The following is a 15,000-nucleotide window of genomic DNA, read 5'->3' on the forward strand; positions in this document are numbered from 1 at the left end:
CGGGTTCCGGCTCAGTCCGGCATGCGGGGCAACACGCTCGTGGCGTCCTCGGCCGCCGTCGCCGGAGGCCCGCCGTAGACGTTGCCGGGCGGGCGGGCCGGCGGGCCGCCGCCGTACACCGTCGGGGACGGTCCGGGCGTTCCCGAGCGGTAGGTGGTGCTGCTGCGGGGCAGCGGGACCGGCGGTTGGTCGGCGGCCGGGCCGCCGTCCGTCCGGTCCGCCCGGCTGCGGCGCACCAGCAGGACGATGAGTGCGGCGCCGACCAGCACCAGCGCGATGCCGAACCACATGACGAGGGAACCTCCGAAGGACGACTCGTCGGCGGCGGCGCCGGCCGCCGGGTCGACGGCGGCGACCACCGGTGACGTGCCGGCCGTCTCGGCCACCGTCGACGCGGCCGGGCTGGGCGTGGGTGTCGGCGAGGGCTTGCGTGAGGGCGTCGGGCTCGGGCTCGGGCTCCGCTCCGCACCCACCAGCCGGGCCGACCGGCCGGCCCGGGCGAGCACCTGACCGTTGGCGGCACGCGCCTCACCGGCCAGTTCCAGCCGCCCACCCACGGCACCGGCCAGGAATGTCACCCGGTAGCGCACGGTGGCGCCCTTGCCCTTGCAGAGTGGCCGGTCGACCGGCGCCACCTGGGCCGAGGTGACCACACCGCCGCCACCGGAAACCGGCACCCCCACCCAGCGGCCGGCGGTCGCCACCTGCACCCGGACCTGCTCCGGGCGCAGTCCGTCCAGCCTCAGCCCGAGCACGGTGCGCAGCAGCACACAACCGGCGGTGCGCTTGCGTACCTCGATCGACACCGCCCCCGCCGACCCGCCGGCGGTGAAGCTGCCCGCCGAGCGCAGCCCCACCCGGTCGCCCTCGGCCGCCGCCGGGGACGCCGGGGCGGCCACCAGAGCACCCAGCAACGCGCCGACCGTGGCCCAGCGCCCCGCGTGCCGCCTCACCGACATCTCCACCTCACCGTTTCCGTCCCGGACGGGATCCGCCGGTCAGGTTACTACCGGGCCACCCGCACCCCCGCTCATCGAACGCTCGACATGTGTGCCGCGACACGCGGGCGCCGTCAGCCCCGGTCGCCACCGGCCGCGAGCACCCGCCGGCAGAGCCGGTCGGCGGTCCGGGTGGTCTCCGGCAGCCGGTAACGCGGCGTCAGGGCCAGTACCCACCGCACCGCCTCGTCCAACCCGATCCGGTGCCCGACGCTGACGAAAACCGGCCGGGTCCCGTCCCGGGTCCGTAACACCTGCCCGACCACCTCGTCGCCGTCGCGCAGGGCGGACCGGTCGCCGCGTCGGGGGCCCGGCTCCGTCCACGACCCGACCAGCGGCGTCTTGCCCACCCCGATCGCCGGCAGCCCGGTCACCAGACCCAGGTGGCAGGCCAGCCCGAACCGGCGCGGATGCGCCACCCCGTGCCCGTCGCAGACCAGCAGCTCGGGCCGGACGGTCAGCAAGTCCAGCGCCGCCAACAGCGCCGGCATCTCGCGGAACGCGAACAGCCCCGGCACGTACGGGAAGGCCGGCCGGCCCACGTGCACCGCCTCGTCCACCACGTCGAGACTGACGGCGTCCAGGACGGTGACGGCCGCCGCGAGACGGTCGCCGCTCGGTGCGTACGCGACGTCCAGCCCGGCCACCGTCGCGGGCGCGCTCGGTCCCGGCCCGACCAGCTCGACCCGGGACCGCAACTCCTCCTGTACGCGGCTCGCCTCGGCCGCGTCGGCCGGCGGCCGGTACGGCACTGTCACGGCCGCTCGGTGTCCCCGCCCGTCGCGGCGCTCGCGATGGTGGGGTCGGCTCCGGGATCACCGGCCCGCTGGAGCTGCTCCTCGAACATCACGAAGGTCCGCCGCCGAATGCCCGTGACGAGCGCCGCCTCCTCCGGGGTGTACGCGCGCCTCTCGGCGATGGCCTGCTCCTCGATCGCCCGCACGGTCTCATAGAGCGCGAACACCGGCCCTTCGCCCGTCAGGCTCAGACTCCGTTCCTCCTCGACACGCTGCACGAACCGGTCAGCCGAGCGGACGAAGACCTCGCCCCCCATGGCGAAAACGATCTCGTCGACGATGTCGTTGGCCGCCTGCCATCCGCCCGTCCTCCGATCCAACCGCCACGCGGTCAGGGCACCCTCCGTTGTGAGCACGATCTTCACCGGGGTGTCGTAGTAGTCGTAGTAGCCGGCGAAGCTGAGCCCGTCCGCCGCTTCTGTCATTGGTCCCCACCGCTCAGGGTCGATCGAAGCGCGTTCCAGAAGTGTTCGCGTTGGCGTCGGGCGATGCCCTTCCGGAGCGCTGATTCCGTGACAGAGAGGCTACGGCCCTCGCCCCGAGGCACCGCTTCCAGGTCACGCCGCACCTCGAACAGGGCATGCTCCCAATCCGCCACCTGATCCAGCGCGGCGAGTTGCAACCGGAATTCGCCGATATGGCCAGTGGAGGTTCGCACTAAGAACTGGATATCTCGATATCCGCTGTCCTGTGGGTTGCGGAACCGATCCTCGAATCTCGCCACTCGAAGACGTGGATCGCTGTGGAGACTTGCCAGCCCGGCGTAGAGATCATCTAAGGTCTGGTAGGAGATTCTGCCAGCGGCGAGATCGCGCAAACGGTTGGCGTGTCCACCGCTTCGCGCGATCTTGTCCTCGGCTCGGGCACGATCCTTCGGCCCGGGCCGCGGTTTGTACTCGGCCCCGTTCACCGAGAGACCAGCCAACTCACGACCAAACCGGTCCAGTTCGCTCTGCGCGACGACCGCATCTCGATACATCTGGTCCAGGTAGGACTTTCGGTACGCCGGGTCACCAGATCGAGCGTTGTCAAAACCTGGCTGGAGGGCCAATGGGCGCTCGCCCTCGAATCGAAGGCTTACCGCCACCTGTTCTCGCGTCAGTGGTGTCGGCTCAACAGCAGGCGTCGGTGCGGAGGACACAGTCCGCGCGCCTCGTACTCGGATTTCCTGGAGTACGTCACCGAGCACGTCTATGGCCTGCTGGTGGCTGGCCAGGTGGTGCAGGGTCACCGGCCTGGCCGTCAGGGAGTTGGCGAGTTCCGGTGTCGCCAGGATCATCCGGACCAGGTCAGGTCGCTCGGCGAGCTGCCGCACCAGGGCCTCGGCCAGCAACTCCTCACGCCGTGGCGGCGCCTCCCAGCTCTGGTCGAGCATCCGTTGCACGCGCGGGTCGGCGAGGAGCCGGCTCAGGTCACCGGCTGCGCTCTCGTCCAGCCCCGGCACGAGCCGTCGCAGCGTCGGCCCGTCGGCGTGCTGCGCCAGCTCGACCGGCGTCACTCCGGCGGCGAAGGTGTCGTCCAGGCTGCTACTCGCGGCCACCGCGTCGCGCACGTAGAGGCCGGCGGCGATCCGGGTCGCGTGTGCCTCGCGGTGCTTCCCGCGTACCTGATCCGGCCCCGGCTCGACAGGTGGCGTGCCTCCCGGCGGCCGGTGGACGGTCGTCGACTCGCCGAGCAGGTGAACGCCGTTGCGGTCCGGCGCGGTCCCGCCGTGTTGGGGCGGCGGTGCCGGAAGCCGGGGCGATGCCGGGCGATGCCGGGGCTCGGGCAGCACGTTGTAGTTGCCGGGTGGCCGCCCGGTGAGCGGCATCGGACGGCCGTCCGGGCCGAGGACCAGGGCGTCCACGTCCACCACATTGCCGGGGAACGGGACCCCGCTGTGGCGGTAGAGTGGCTGACCCGCCACTGTCCCGCTCTGCGGATCCAGGTAGAGGACGGTGCCGTCCTGGTTGAGCGCCACCCAGGCGTGCGAGCCGCCGCCCTCGAAGCTGGTGATGAGGAAGGCGTAGCTGCCGTGACCGCCCGTCGCCAGTTGCGCGTGCAGGTCGCGGTATCCGCGTTCGACCAGCCTCCGACGGTCACCGGCGACGCCGGACCGGTCGGGCACGCACAAGTCCTGGAACCGCCCCCCGGTCGTCTGCTCGACCCGCAGCGGACCGTCCACCTCGCCGCCGACCGGCCGACGGACGTCGCCTGCCAGGTAGCCGTCGAAGGTACGCGGCGCGGCGACCCGCGGCCGGGCGTGCACCCACGTCTCGAACAGCGACAGCGTGCAGTCGAGACAGTTGATGCCCCGGGTGGCGTCGGCGGAAGGCCCACCGTCGTTCGCGAGCCGGAACCACCCACCACGGCGGGGGTCGGCGGTGCGGACCACGCCACCGCCCGGATCGCGGGGCATCTGCCGTTCGAGGTCGGTCTGGTGCAGTGCGAGCGGAGGCCGGAGACCGCCACGGCGGCCGTAGGGACGCGACCGGTCGGCAGGTGGTGGATGGCCGTGACCACTGAGCGCCGATTCGTCGGCCGTCTCCACTGCGCCGAGCGCCAGGTCGGCCACGTCGTCGTTGATCCGGTGGAAGTCGAGGTCGTCCTCGACCATCACCCGTTCCGGCAGGCGCTCGCCGGCGCGTACCGCATCCGCCTCATCGACCGCCCGGTAGTGCAGCCGCTCCCGCAGCCGCCCCTCCCGCACGTGCTGGTCGGCAAGGTGGTGCTGCCCGGCCTGGCGCAGTTCGTGACCCCGCGTCAGGAGCCAGCGCGTCGCATCGTAGTGCTGCTCGGCGATATCACGTAGCTCCCTGACCTGCGACTGCCGCCGGTTCTCCTCGTGCAGGGCCCGCTGCGACGACAGATAGCCCTGGTAACGACGCCGGTCCAGCGCCTCACGATCGGCCGTCAGACGCACGGTGCGCTGTTGCGGGGTCTCGCGGTGCGCGGCCTGCGGGTCGGCCGGCCCGCGGAAGGGGGCCGCGAAATCCGTCGAGGGACGCGGCGGAGCCAACGTCTCCAACAGCGGGAAGCGGGGATTCGGAACCGGCCGGGAGTCCGGCCCGGCAGCCGGCGCCGCTGGCCTCGGAGCGACCTGTGGATGGGAGGGTGCGGCCGTGGGCGAGTTGACCTGGCCATCACCGCCTCCCGTGATGATTCGGTCCGGGGCGGCCGGCGCCGAGTGCGGATGATCTTTGACGGGTGGGGGCAGTGTCCCCGGCGCCGCTGCCGCCTGCATCGCAGTGGCCCCAGGTGGAGCACTCATCTCGGGCTGGGCCGGTGTCGGGCTGCTGCGGGTGTCGGTCGGACCGGCGAGTGAGGCACCTGCGATCGGCGCATCGAGAGTCACGGCGGAAAGCGTCGGGGCGGCGGCGAGCGCGGAATGTGCCGGGGCGGTCGTCATCATGGCGGGGCCGGTGGTCTGCGAGGTGGGCAGGGGTGTGGCGGTCGGCTCCTGCGCCATTCGAGGGTGATGCGTCGCGGTCACGGCATCGTCGACCGACAATGCCACCGAAGGCGCGGTCGCTGCCGGGCCTGTCCGGACGTGATCGGTGGTCGGGACGTCATTCTGAACGGACACGGGCGGTTCGGGCGGTCGATGCGCCGGGATCGACGTGGTCAACTCGGTGCCGGACAACAGATCCAAGCCCAACGGCGGAGCAGTGAGGCCGTCGAGCCTCCCGTCGAGCCGGTGGTGCAACGCCGTGTCGGCCTGCCCGGTGGCGGAGCCGCTCACACCGGAGGCCGCGGCGCGGGCCAGGTCCTCCAACGACGGGCCCTGGCCGGTGGCCAGCCCGGCTGCGGTCTCCGCGATGCTCTCGCCGGCCATCTCCCGACCGAAGTGCTCCCCGATGCGGGTGAACCGCCCGGACGCATGCCGGCCGAGGCCGGCGAGAGGGGCTGCCGCGCCACCGGCGAAACCGCCGAGCCCCGACGCGCCCACGTCGGTCAGGTCGAGGCCGTCGCGCCGGCCGGTGGAGTTCTGATACGCCTGGGTGGCCAGGCTGGTGCCCGCCTCCTGCCCGGCCTCGACGAGGCCACCGAGAACCGCTTTGCGGGCGAGCCCGCGGGCGCCGCTCTTGACGATCTCCTTGGCGGCCCGCTCGCCCGCCTCCTTCATGCCTTCCTTGATCGCCTTGCGGGCCAGTTGGGCCACCAGCCGTTTGAAGATCTGCTGCACCGCGACCCGGGTGGCGGCGATCGCGGCCCCCGCCGCCGGTGAGGCGGCGCCCAGGGTGAGCGCGGTGACCACCACGAGGGACAGCAGTTCCACGACCAGGATCCCCAACTCGATCCAGGCTTCCAGTTTCGCGCCCTCGATGTCGCAGCCGCAGGAGTCGACCAGCCGCCCCAACTCGTCGGTGGCCGCCGTCAGGACGTGCAGCGGGGCGTCCTCGCCGCCGGCCACCTTGTCCCACGCCGTGTCGAACGCGCGAGCCACCAGGCCGACACCGCCGTAGCCGCTCTTCACCTCGCCAGCGGCGGTGACGGCGTCATCACGTGGCCCGGTCAGGACGCCGGCCACGCCGTACCACTGGTCGGCCAGATCCCAGACGGCGCGCTCGTTGCCCTCGGGCCACTCCACGCCGACCACCCAGTCGAGCGCCTCGTGGATCCAGCCGGGCACGTCCCAGGGGCAGTAGTCGAGCGGATGCGGGATCGGGCTGGGCAGCATGCTCACGCGCGGATCCTCCGGTGGTCAGCGCCAGGGCCGATGCGGATCGTGCCGTTGGTGTGGGATCTGCCCGAGGTCACGGGCGTTGCCCAGGTCCGTCTCGACGGTCGCGGCGACCGAGCGGACCACGTCGGAGCCGACCCCTTCGAGCGACCGGCCGAGCAACTCCCACGCCCGCAGCAGTGTCTCGGCGTAGCCCTGGTAGTGCTTGTCGAAAGCGGCGCCGATGTCGTCCCGCCCCCACGGTCTCTGCCCACCCGCCGCGGCGATCGGGGCACCGGTCTCCCGCCGCGCGCGGGTCACGGCCCTGCCGGTTGCGGCCAGGTCGGCGCCACCGCGCCGGGCCCGCTCCGCGTCCAGCCAGATCTCCTCCCCGGCCACCGGTCACTCGCCGCGCGAGGCGACGGCGTCAGCCCGGCCCAGCAGCGCGCCGAAGTCATGGGTACGCAGGAAGTCGACCGACGGCGAGCCGGGCGGCAGATAACCGGAGACCAGGTCGCGGGTGGCGGTGCCGGCAGCGGCGGAGGCCCGCAGCACCGTGTCGGTGATTTTGCGGCTCAGTGCCCGGGCGTCACGTTCGTGGAACACGGCCGCACTGATCTCGACGCTAATCAGCTCGCCACGCGCCCCGACCACCGCAGTGACCTGACCGTCGTCGGAGCGTTCCGTCACCCGCAACTCGGCCAGCCTGGCCTGGAGTTCGTCCAGCCCGGACCGCAGGCGCTGGTACTGGCCGTACACGTCGTCGAATCGCGCGCGCAGCGCACGGTTCGCATCCCGGTCCGCACTCTCGGCCACCGCAGCTCCCCTTCCGTCACCGTGGGTAGGGCCGACCATACCGGGTGCCACGAAGTCCGTGGGGTCCAGTAATTTCAGGTGGTGATCGAGCGACAACAGGCCGAGCAGATCGCCTCCGTCTGGGCCCGGCGGGACTCCGACCGCCTCGGTGTCCCCTGCTCGCCGGTGGTCAAGGAGTTCGACCTGGGCTACGTGATCGTCTCCACCGTGTCCACCGAGGCGCGGGCCCTGCCCGGCGACCTGCCGACCACGGTCATCGACAAGGAGACCGGCGAGTTGTCCACCTGGCCCCGGATCCCGGCGGACGCGGTCGAGCGGATGTACCGGCAACGCCGGCCGGCCGCACCGCGCGCTCGGCGCACCGTGGACCCGGCCGGGCAACTGCTCCGCGAGCTGACCCGGCTGCCCACCCCCGGCGGCGCGGCCCACCTCACGCTGGACGGCCGGCTCCACGTTGCGCAGGGTGCCAAGGGCGACGTCGAGCTGCACCACCATCCGCTCGTCCGGTCCTACCTGGACGAGCTGCCCGCGGGCCACCTCGTCCGGGGCGGCGAGCGGCACGCCGAGATGATCGTCGTCTCCGACGCCCTGCACGAGCACGACCACCGCCGCACCGCCGACGGGCTGCCACCGATGACCGTCGCGCAGGCGCGCGAGTTGCTGGCCGCCGGCCGGATCGAGGTGTTCCGGAGCCGCGAAGCGGGTGACCCGGCCGGCGGCCAGGCCAACCTGCCCTGCGACTCGTGCATCGCGTTCCTGGTCCGTTTCGCCGTCCTTCCCCGGTCCGACCTGGCCTTCGTCGAGCAGTGGCGGCCCGAGTCGCGCACCCTCGTCCAACCTGGACGATTTCCGGACGAGGTGGCGCATGCGCTGACGGACGGGGGGTGGCAGCTCAGCATGTTCAACGAAGCACTCGCGTTGGGTGCGATCGCCGAGACAAGGGAGATCGCGGGGCAGCACCACCGACATGAGGTCTTCTCGGCCGCCGAGGAGGCGCTCACCGCGTTCCCTGCCATCCTGAGTAGGCGACGCGGGCCTGGGGAGCAGGTGTGGATCAGCCGCTTCTCGACGAATCCGCTCCGCGTCGCGCACACCGCCGACACCCTCGCCGATTTCGGCGCGGTCCTGGGCGCCCGCCTCTTCCCGTTGGGCAGCGAACGTCAGGAGAGCGTCCTGGCAGTCGACGAGCACGGCCGGGTCTTCGCGCTCGACCAGGCCGGCGAGTGGTTCCTCGGCGCCGACATCGACGCCGCCCTCACCACCCTGCTGCTCGGCCGCGCCCCCGCCCGGGTGCGCGACGACGGTAGCTGGTGAGCCGCCCCGACCGGACACCCCGCGGCTCACCCCGACCGCTGCGGGCCTCAGCGCAGCAACTGCACCACGTTGCGGCGCACCAGGTTCTTGCCCGGCTCGCGGATCGCGGCCATGGCCGCCGCGTTCAGCAGCACACAACTGCCCGAGGGCCCGGTGACCGTCACGGTCACGGCCAGGTCGTTGTCCAGGTTGGTCACCCGCAGCCGGGTACCCACCGGGAACTGGCCGCTGGTGGCGGCCGGCGGCCCGTCCTCGGCGGAGAACGTGATCGCCCCGGTGCAGGCGCTGCCGCCGACCGGCTGGGCGTTGCCCGGCCGGGTCTCGACCGGCCGGTCCTCACCGGGCACCGGGGCGAGGCCGTCGAGGCGTTCCACCACGTTGCGGCGGATGACGTTCTTGCCCGGCTCGCGGATCAGGTCCATGGCGGCGGCGTTGAGCAGCACGCAACTGCCCGCCGTCCCGGTGACCGTCACGGTCGCCACCTTGTCGTTGTCCAGGTTCGTCACCCGCAGCCGGGTGCCCACCGGGAACCGGTCGCTGGTCGCCGCCGGCGGACCGCCCTCGGCCGAGAAGGTGACCGAACCGGCGCAGACCGCTCGTCCGGCCGGCGCGGTCTGCGCGAAACCCATCCCCGTGCCCACCGAGACGACCACGCTGGCGGCCACCGCCACGGTCGCCGCCAGCACGTGCTTGCGCTGCACCTTCACGTTCTCTCCCGTCGTCGGTGTCGTTCGACGCCTGGTACGGATGAGAGGGCCGGACCGTTCATCGCATCGCGGCTATCGACACGGAGAGCGACCAACCACGTTCTGTCCGAGATCTTGCAGCTCACGCCCGGCATGCCGGTGGGATCCTGAGGCCCACACCACAGCCGACAGGAGTCCGCGCATGTTCGTCGCTCTCGTCACCGCCGTCACCGTCGGGCTCGCGCCGGGCGCCACCGTCGTCGCCGCCGCACCCACGATCTCGGTCGACCGCCTCGGCACCGCCGATGTCCGCGCCCACACCGCCACGATCGGTGGCCGGTACGACTGCGGCGACGAGCGCGGCCTGGCGTACATCGAGGTCCACCTGGGCCAGCGGGTACGGCGTGCCTCGATCGCCGGCTTCGGCTTCGGCGTGATCGGCGCGTGCACCGACGAGCGCACCGCCGGCACTTGGACGGCGACCATCCCCGCCGACCGGGGCGCCTTCCGGGGCGGCCCGGCCACCGCCATCGCGCGCCTGGTCGTCGAGCCCAACTCGCTCACCGAGACCACCGAACCGGTGCGCCTCGTCGCGGGTTGTGCCCACCGGCGGGCGTGAGCCGACGATGACGGCGCTGTGACAGAAGTCGTATCGGATAGCTGACAGGACAGCGGTTTCGACCAGCAATCGACCGTTTCCTCGGCAGATCCGTCCGAGCAAGGGATCGAGTTTCCCCGCTGTTCTGTCCCACAGTGTCGGCATGTCCTCTTCGACCTCTCGGAAACTGCGCACCCTGGCCGCCGCCGTCTCGGCACTCGGCCTCGCGATCGTGGCGGTGGTCTGGGGTCTGCGCGGTGTCGAGGTGACCAGTTGGCTGGCCGGTGTCGGCAGCTTCGTGGCGGCCGTCGCGTCACTGTCGGCCGGCACCGGCGGCCAGCTCCCCCGTCGGCTGGGGCACCGTTTCACCGCCCGCCTCGGCGGGAAGATCCGCAGGATCGTTCTCTCCGGTGACGGTGACAGCACGTTCCGCGCCACGACCGGCGGCGTGATCGAGGACGTCCGGGCGACCGCGGCGCCGGTCACGCCGACGCCGCTTCCCGAGCCGGCTCCGGCGCGGGAGGTCGTCGCCGCCACCGAGCCCGTCATCCAGGTGGTCGACGGTCTGATCGACCGCGGCGAGCAGTTGCGTACGGTGCTGGCCGGCATCCGCGAGACCGGCCGGGGAACCTTCGCGGTGGTCGGCGGGCACGGCATGGGCAAGACCTCGTTCCTGACCATGCTGCGCGACGCCGTCCGGCGGGAGTTCCCGGACGCGGTGCTGATGCCGATGCGACCGCAGGAGTCACCGGAGGTGTACGGGCTCAGCGAGGCGTACAGCGGCCAGTACGGGCCGGCGGTCACCCCCGCCGTCGCGGCCCTGCTCCTGGACAAGTCGACACAGTTCCTCGGTGACCTGGTGCAGGACGTGATCGGTCAGTTCGGCACGTTCGCCGTCGCCAAGGAGGGGGCGCCGCGGGCGAGCACCGTCACGATGAACAACACGTTCGTCGCGAAGTCCTGGGGCGCCATCTCCAACGCCCAGGTCGACGTCAACGTGCAGGGTCCGGCGGAGAGCCCCCTCGAACGGTTGAGTCGGGCCCAGCGCGGCATCGACGACGCCTTCCTCACCGACTGGCGCGCGTTCCTGGCCGGCCGGCGGGCGGTCCTCATTCTCGACGGGTTCGAGACGCTCATCGACGACGCGGTGGGGCAGTGGTTCGTGCGGCTCGCCCGGCGCCTGCCGGACACCGCCGTGGTGCTGTCGCTGGTGCCGCGGGAGTATGCCGAGCACGGCCGCCGGGTCCTGGATCCGGATCTCATCGAGGAACTGCCACGGTTCACGGTGGCGGAGGCGCATTCCTACCTGACGTACCACTTCGGCGACCGGGCCGGCGTCCGCCTCGCGCAGGCCGTCACGACGTTCACCGGCGGCCATCCGTACGGGCTCCGGCTCGTCACCCAGTTCATCACCGCCCATCTCGACGAGGCGCTGGTCCCGGGCCGCCTGCGGGAGATGCTGATCGACCTGTCCGACGGCGGTGACCCGAAGCTCGACCGGCTGGTCCGCGAGGTGATCCAACCGGACCGGAACCCGAACGTGTGGCGGGTCGCCGAGGTGGCGTCGCTGCTGAACAGCTTCGACGTGCCGATGCTCGTCGACCTGTTGGGCGGCGAGGATCCCGCGGCCGACCCGGAGCAGGTGAGCGACGCCGTACGACAGATCGAGCGACTCGGGCTGCTCGATCCGCTGTCGGTCGCCGGGCGGTTCCGCCTGCACGACTTCATCCGGCCCGCGATGTCCGAGGCGGTCCGGCGGTTCACGCCGGACCGGTGGACCCGCATCCACAGCCGCGCGGCGGCCTACTACTACCGGCAGATCACCGAGATCGAGGCGAAGACGGAGACGGCGTACGGGTCCTGGTTCAAGTACGAGGACGCCGTGTGGCAGATGCACGAGACCGACTGGATGTACCACTCCGCCCAGTTGTCCGAGGATCGGGACCTGACTCGGGCACAGTTCGTCGTGCTGTTCCTGGAGGCGTTCTGGTGGTGGGGCCTGTACGTGGACTTCGCGTTCTGCCACCAGTTGGTGGAGAGCTGGCAGCGGGCGGCCCAGGACAAGCTGGACCGGGACCTGCTGGACGAGGTCCGCCGCTTCCACCGCAACTACCCGACCGGCCCGGACAAGCCGGCGGGCGCACATTGGACGGAGGCGCGGCACGCGCTGCGGACGGTCGGAGAGCTGTGTGGGGTCCGCCACGGCTGGCGGGCTCCGGGCCGCTCCCCGGAGGCGGCGGGTGTCTACCGTCGGGCCTGGCTCTACCTGCGCCTGTTCACCGCGCACACGTTCTGGTACGACCACCGGTTCGCCGACGCCGAGAGGACCTACCGTCAGCTGGAGTCGGAGTTCGTCGACCTGGACGACGACTGGATGGTCGCCTGGCTCTACTTCGAGTGGGCGGAGGTCGCGTACGCCGCTGGCGACCACGGGTCGGCCGCGGTCCGGTGTCGCCGGTCGGGTGAGCGGATGCGCCGGCTGGCCGAGGCGGGAGAGGTCGACTCGGAGCTGCTGGCGAACGTGCACCGGCTGCTCGCCGACCTGTGGCACGACACCGATCCGGTCGCCGCCGCGCGCGAGTACGGGCAGGCGGTGAAGCGGGCCTTCGTGTTCCACCGCATGGCCAACTCGCTCGACCCCGTCGTCAGCGCGCCGGACGAGTACACCAGCCAGTTCTACGACGAGATGACGACCCGGGCCGCCGGACGGGTGCCCGGGTGGGTGGGGCGCGGCGCCTTCCCGGACATCCTCGCGGCGTTGGTCGAGCCGACCGCCGGCGTCGTGCCGGACGGCGCGCTCGCCGGCACGGACGCCGGGGCGCTGGCCGCCACGCTCTTTCCCCGCGGTCCCCGGCCGAGTGAGCTGTACCAGCGCCGAGGCCCCTTCACGGACTACTGGGGGGACGTGGTGGAGCGCCTGGACCTGGACGCCGAGGTCGAGTTGGACGCTGTCGACCGGCTCGCCGAGGCGCTGGCCGGTTAGGTCGCGTCGGCGGGCAGCCGGAGACGGTCCACCAGCCACCCGGTCTGCCAGCGCCGCTCCTCTTCGTGGCGGTCGCCGTCCGGTTCGGGCCGGCGGGCCTGCGCCGCCCGGGCGGCGACGTAGCCGAGCGCGGGCGCCGGGTAGGTGGTGGCCATCTCGACCGCGTCGGCCAGGTAGCCGCACACCAGGGCCGCCGTGGGTCGGCCGGCCCGAGCCGCCGCCTCCTGCCGGCGCAGCGCCAGCTCACGCAGGCCGGCGCACGGGTCGGGGCCGGCGGGCGCGGCGCCGGCCGGTGCCAGGAGACGGTCGGCCGCCGCGGTCAGGGCACCGTCGTCGAGGTCGCCGCACTCGGCGGCGGCGTGCCCGGCGGTACGCCCCACGCAGGCCAGGGCGAACGCGGCCGAGGTGCCGGGGTTCCAGCCGGACACGCGGGCCGACAACCGGCCGCGTCGACCGACGACCTTGTGCCCCACCACGGTGACCGGCCCGTCGAACTCGACCGACCACAGCTCGTCGTGCAGCCAGTAGGGCAGGTCCGCCACCCGGCAGGCGTGCAGCCCGCGGTGGCACGGAGCGACCTCCGGCGTCTCCAGCCAGTCGGCGGACCAGACCTGCCCGCTGAAGGGTGCGACCTGGCCCGCGCCGAGGAACTTGTAGTACGTCACGACGCCGGCTCGCTTCCGGTGGACGCCGGTGCGGGGTTCGCCGCGGCGGACGCCGGCGCCGGGGCGACCAGGTGCGCCGGGGCCTGCCGGCCGGGCAGCGCGGCGAGGTGGCTCCGGACGAGCTGCGCCTTGCGGACGTGCCGCAGGCAGGTAGGGCAGGTCAGCAGGTGCATCTCCACCAGTTCCCGCGAGTCCGCGGCCACGGTGCCGTCGGCGAGGCGCGCGGTGAGCGTCACCACCCGGTCACAACGCAGGAAGGCGTCCACCCTGCTCCTCCCTGTCGAGTCGCCGGTCGATGAGCGCGACCACCTCGGCCCGCGCGACGCCCACCAACTCCTGGTATTCCTGCTCGGCGCGCCCGACGACGGCCGCCGCCTCGGCGGGGGCGACGCCGAGCACGTCGGCCAGGATGAGGGCGACCCGGGGCAGCGGGGGCAATCGTCGGACGGCCTGCGCGACGAGGTGCGGCTGCGGCGTGTCGTCGGACCAGTCGGGCGGGTCGGTGCGCCACCACCCGGCCCACGGCTCGTCCTCGCCGGCGAACCACCACTGGAGCACGGCGCCGTCGGCCGGTTCCGCCGACACGAAGAGCAGTCCGTCGTCCGAGAGCGTGTCGAGCAACTCGGTCAGCACGGCGACCCGGGGCCGGGGCAGTCGTTCCCCGCCGGCGAGCCGGGCCAGCACGCGCGCCCAGACGGTGTCGAGCACCGCGCCGGCCCGGTCGTCGGTGGACAACAGGTCCAGTGCGGCGGCGGTCGGCGGGTAGTCCCGGCGGAGCAGCTCGGCCGTCACGTCGAGGGTGGGTATCTCCGCGTACCGGTCGGGGGTCAGCGGGACGAGCGCGGCCGGCTGCCGGTCGACGGCGGTGAGCAGGGCGGCGAACTCGGGATCGTCTCGGACCTCCGGCCCCTCGGCGTCTTCGTAGTAGTCGACGACGAACGACCGGACCAGGTCCTGCGGGACGGTTTCACCGCCCGGCCGGACGGCGAGGAACATGCCGCGTTCCCGGCGCGCGTCGTCGCGTACCCGCGGTTGCACGAACGGGACCGGCAGCAGGCCGAAGCCGGCCCGTTGGTAGAAACGGAGCCGGGCGGTGGGGTCGCCGAAGTCGCCGGCGGCGTGCGCACGGGGGTCCTCGACCTCGGCGAGCACCACGTCGGATCCGCAGCGGCGTCGCCAGGCCGGCAACACGTGGTCGAGCAGGACCGCGCCGACCCCGCTGCCGCGCAGGCCGGGACGGACCGCCAGGTAGCTCAGCAGCAGCACGCGCTCGAACGGGTCGGTCACGATGACGCCGACCGGCGCGCCGTCGTGCAGGGCGACGCCGACCCACGTCGTGCCGGGGGTGGCGAGGGATTCGAAGCTCACCATCTGGTCCGGGGTGAAGCTGGGCGCGAGCACTTCCCGGTAGGCCCGCCGCAGCAGGGCGGGGTCGGGTTCCGTCGACAGATCACGCAGGTGGATCCGCCCGAGGGCGGCGTCGACGGTCGGCGGGATCATG

Annotated in this window: 13 protein-coding genes; 3 read left to right on the top strand and 10 right to left on the bottom strand. The window is 72.7% G+C overall.

Annotated features, from left to right (window positions below):
- Positions 1-11: 11 nt before the first annotated feature.
- The 6 genes from AB0H28_RS08560 to AB0H28_RS08585 form a co-directional block, all read right to left on the bottom strand.
- Positions 12-959 (bottom strand): hypothetical protein, encoded by a 948-nt coding sequence (locus tag AB0H28_RS08560; protein WP_358036047.1) that lies wholly within the window; start codon positions 957-959, stop codon positions 12-14.
- A gap of 113 nt (positions 960-1,072) precedes the next feature.
- On the bottom strand, positions 1,073-1,756 hold the full coding sequence (gene nfi / locus AB0H28_RS08565; protein ID WP_358036049.1) for a deoxyribonuclease V: 684 nt from the start codon (positions 1,754-1,756) through the stop codon (positions 1,073-1,075).
- A complete protein-coding gene (locus AB0H28_RS08570; protein ID WP_358036051.1) occupies positions 1,753-2,220 on the bottom strand; it encodes a hypothetical protein in 468 nt (155 codons plus the stop codon). Before AB0H28_RS08570 ends, nfi begins: the two co-directional genes overlap by 4 nt.
- Complete coding sequence (locus AB0H28_RS08575; RefSeq protein ID WP_358036603.1) at positions 2,217-6,455, bottom strand: toxin glutamine deamidase domain-containing protein; 4,239 nt, start codon at positions 6,453-6,455, stop codon at positions 2,217-2,219. The genes AB0H28_RS08570 and AB0H28_RS08575 overlap by 4 nt, the downstream gene beginning before the upstream one ends.
- Before the next feature lie 24 nt (positions 6,456-6,479).
- Positions 6,480-6,836 (bottom strand): hypothetical protein, encoded by a 357-nt coding sequence (locus tag AB0H28_RS08580; RefSeq protein WP_358036053.1) that lies wholly within the window; start codon positions 6,834-6,836, stop codon positions 6,480-6,482.
- 3 nt (positions 6,837-6,839) lie between these two features.
- Positions 6,840-7,253, bottom strand: a complete 414-nt coding sequence (locus AB0H28_RS08585) for a YbaB/EbfC family nucleoid-associated protein (protein ID WP_358036055.1) — start codon at positions 7,251-7,253, stop codon at positions 6,840-6,842.
- 81 nt (positions 7,254-7,334) lie between these two features.
- On the opposite strand from AB0H28_RS08585, the gene AB0H28_RS08590 reads away from it, so the two are divergent.
- Positions 7,335-8,567 carry an SUKH-3 domain-containing protein gene (locus AB0H28_RS08590; RefSeq protein WP_358036057.1) on the top strand — a complete coding sequence of 411 codons (1,233 nt, stop codon included), beginning with the start codon at positions 7,335-7,337 and terminating at the stop codon, positions 8,565-8,567.
- A 47-nt stretch (positions 8,568-8,614) separates the two neighbouring features.
- Here the strand turns inward: AB0H28_RS08590 and AB0H28_RS08595 are convergent, their stop codons facing one another.
- Positions 8,615-9,274, bottom strand: coding sequence for a hypothetical protein (locus AB0H28_RS08595; protein WP_358036059.1), 660 nt, complete (start codon positions 9,272-9,274; stop codon positions 8,615-8,617).
- A 181-nt stretch (positions 9,275-9,455) separates the two neighbouring features.
- Here AB0H28_RS08595 and AB0H28_RS08600 point away from each other — a divergent pair, with 181 nt between their 5' ends.
- Positions 9,456-9,872: a hypothetical protein gene (locus tag AB0H28_RS08600; RefSeq protein ID WP_358036061.1), complete on the top strand. Its 417-nt coding sequence runs from the start codon at positions 9,456-9,458 to the stop codon at positions 9,870-9,872.
- 142 nt (positions 9,873-10,014) lie between these two features.
- On the top strand, positions 10,015-12,834 hold the full coding sequence (locus AB0H28_RS08605) for a hypothetical protein (protein ID WP_358036063.1): 2,820 nt from the start codon (positions 10,015-10,017) through the stop codon (positions 12,832-12,834).
- On the opposite strand, the gene AB0H28_RS08610 is transcribed toward AB0H28_RS08605, so the two are convergent.
- The 3 genes from AB0H28_RS08610 to AB0H28_RS08620 are packed head-to-tail and all read right to left on the bottom strand — an operon-like array spanning position 12,831 to position 14,999.
- Complete coding sequence (locus AB0H28_RS08610; RefSeq protein WP_358036065.1) at positions 12,831-13,499, bottom strand: hypothetical protein; 669 nt, start codon at positions 13,497-13,499, stop codon at positions 12,831-12,833. The genes AB0H28_RS08605 and AB0H28_RS08610 overlap by 4 nt on opposite strands.
- Positions 13,496-13,765: a zf-HC2 domain-containing protein gene (locus tag AB0H28_RS08615; RefSeq protein ID WP_358036067.1), complete on the bottom strand. Its 270-nt coding sequence runs from the start codon at positions 13,763-13,765 to the stop codon at positions 13,496-13,498. Before AB0H28_RS08615 ends, AB0H28_RS08610 begins: the two co-directional genes overlap by 4 nt.
- Entirely contained in the window at positions 13,743-14,999 is a 1,257-nt protein-coding gene (locus AB0H28_RS08620) for a GNAT family N-acetyltransferase (RefSeq protein ID WP_358036069.1), read from the bottom strand. The genes AB0H28_RS08615 and AB0H28_RS08620 overlap by 23 nt, the downstream gene beginning before the upstream one ends.
- Position 15,000: the final 1 nt, after the last annotated feature.

The organism is Micromonospora sp. NPDC050980, from assembly GCF_040653835.1.
Classification (GTDB): Bacteria; Actinomycetota; Actinomycetes; order Mycobacteriales; family Micromonosporaceae; genus Micromonospora.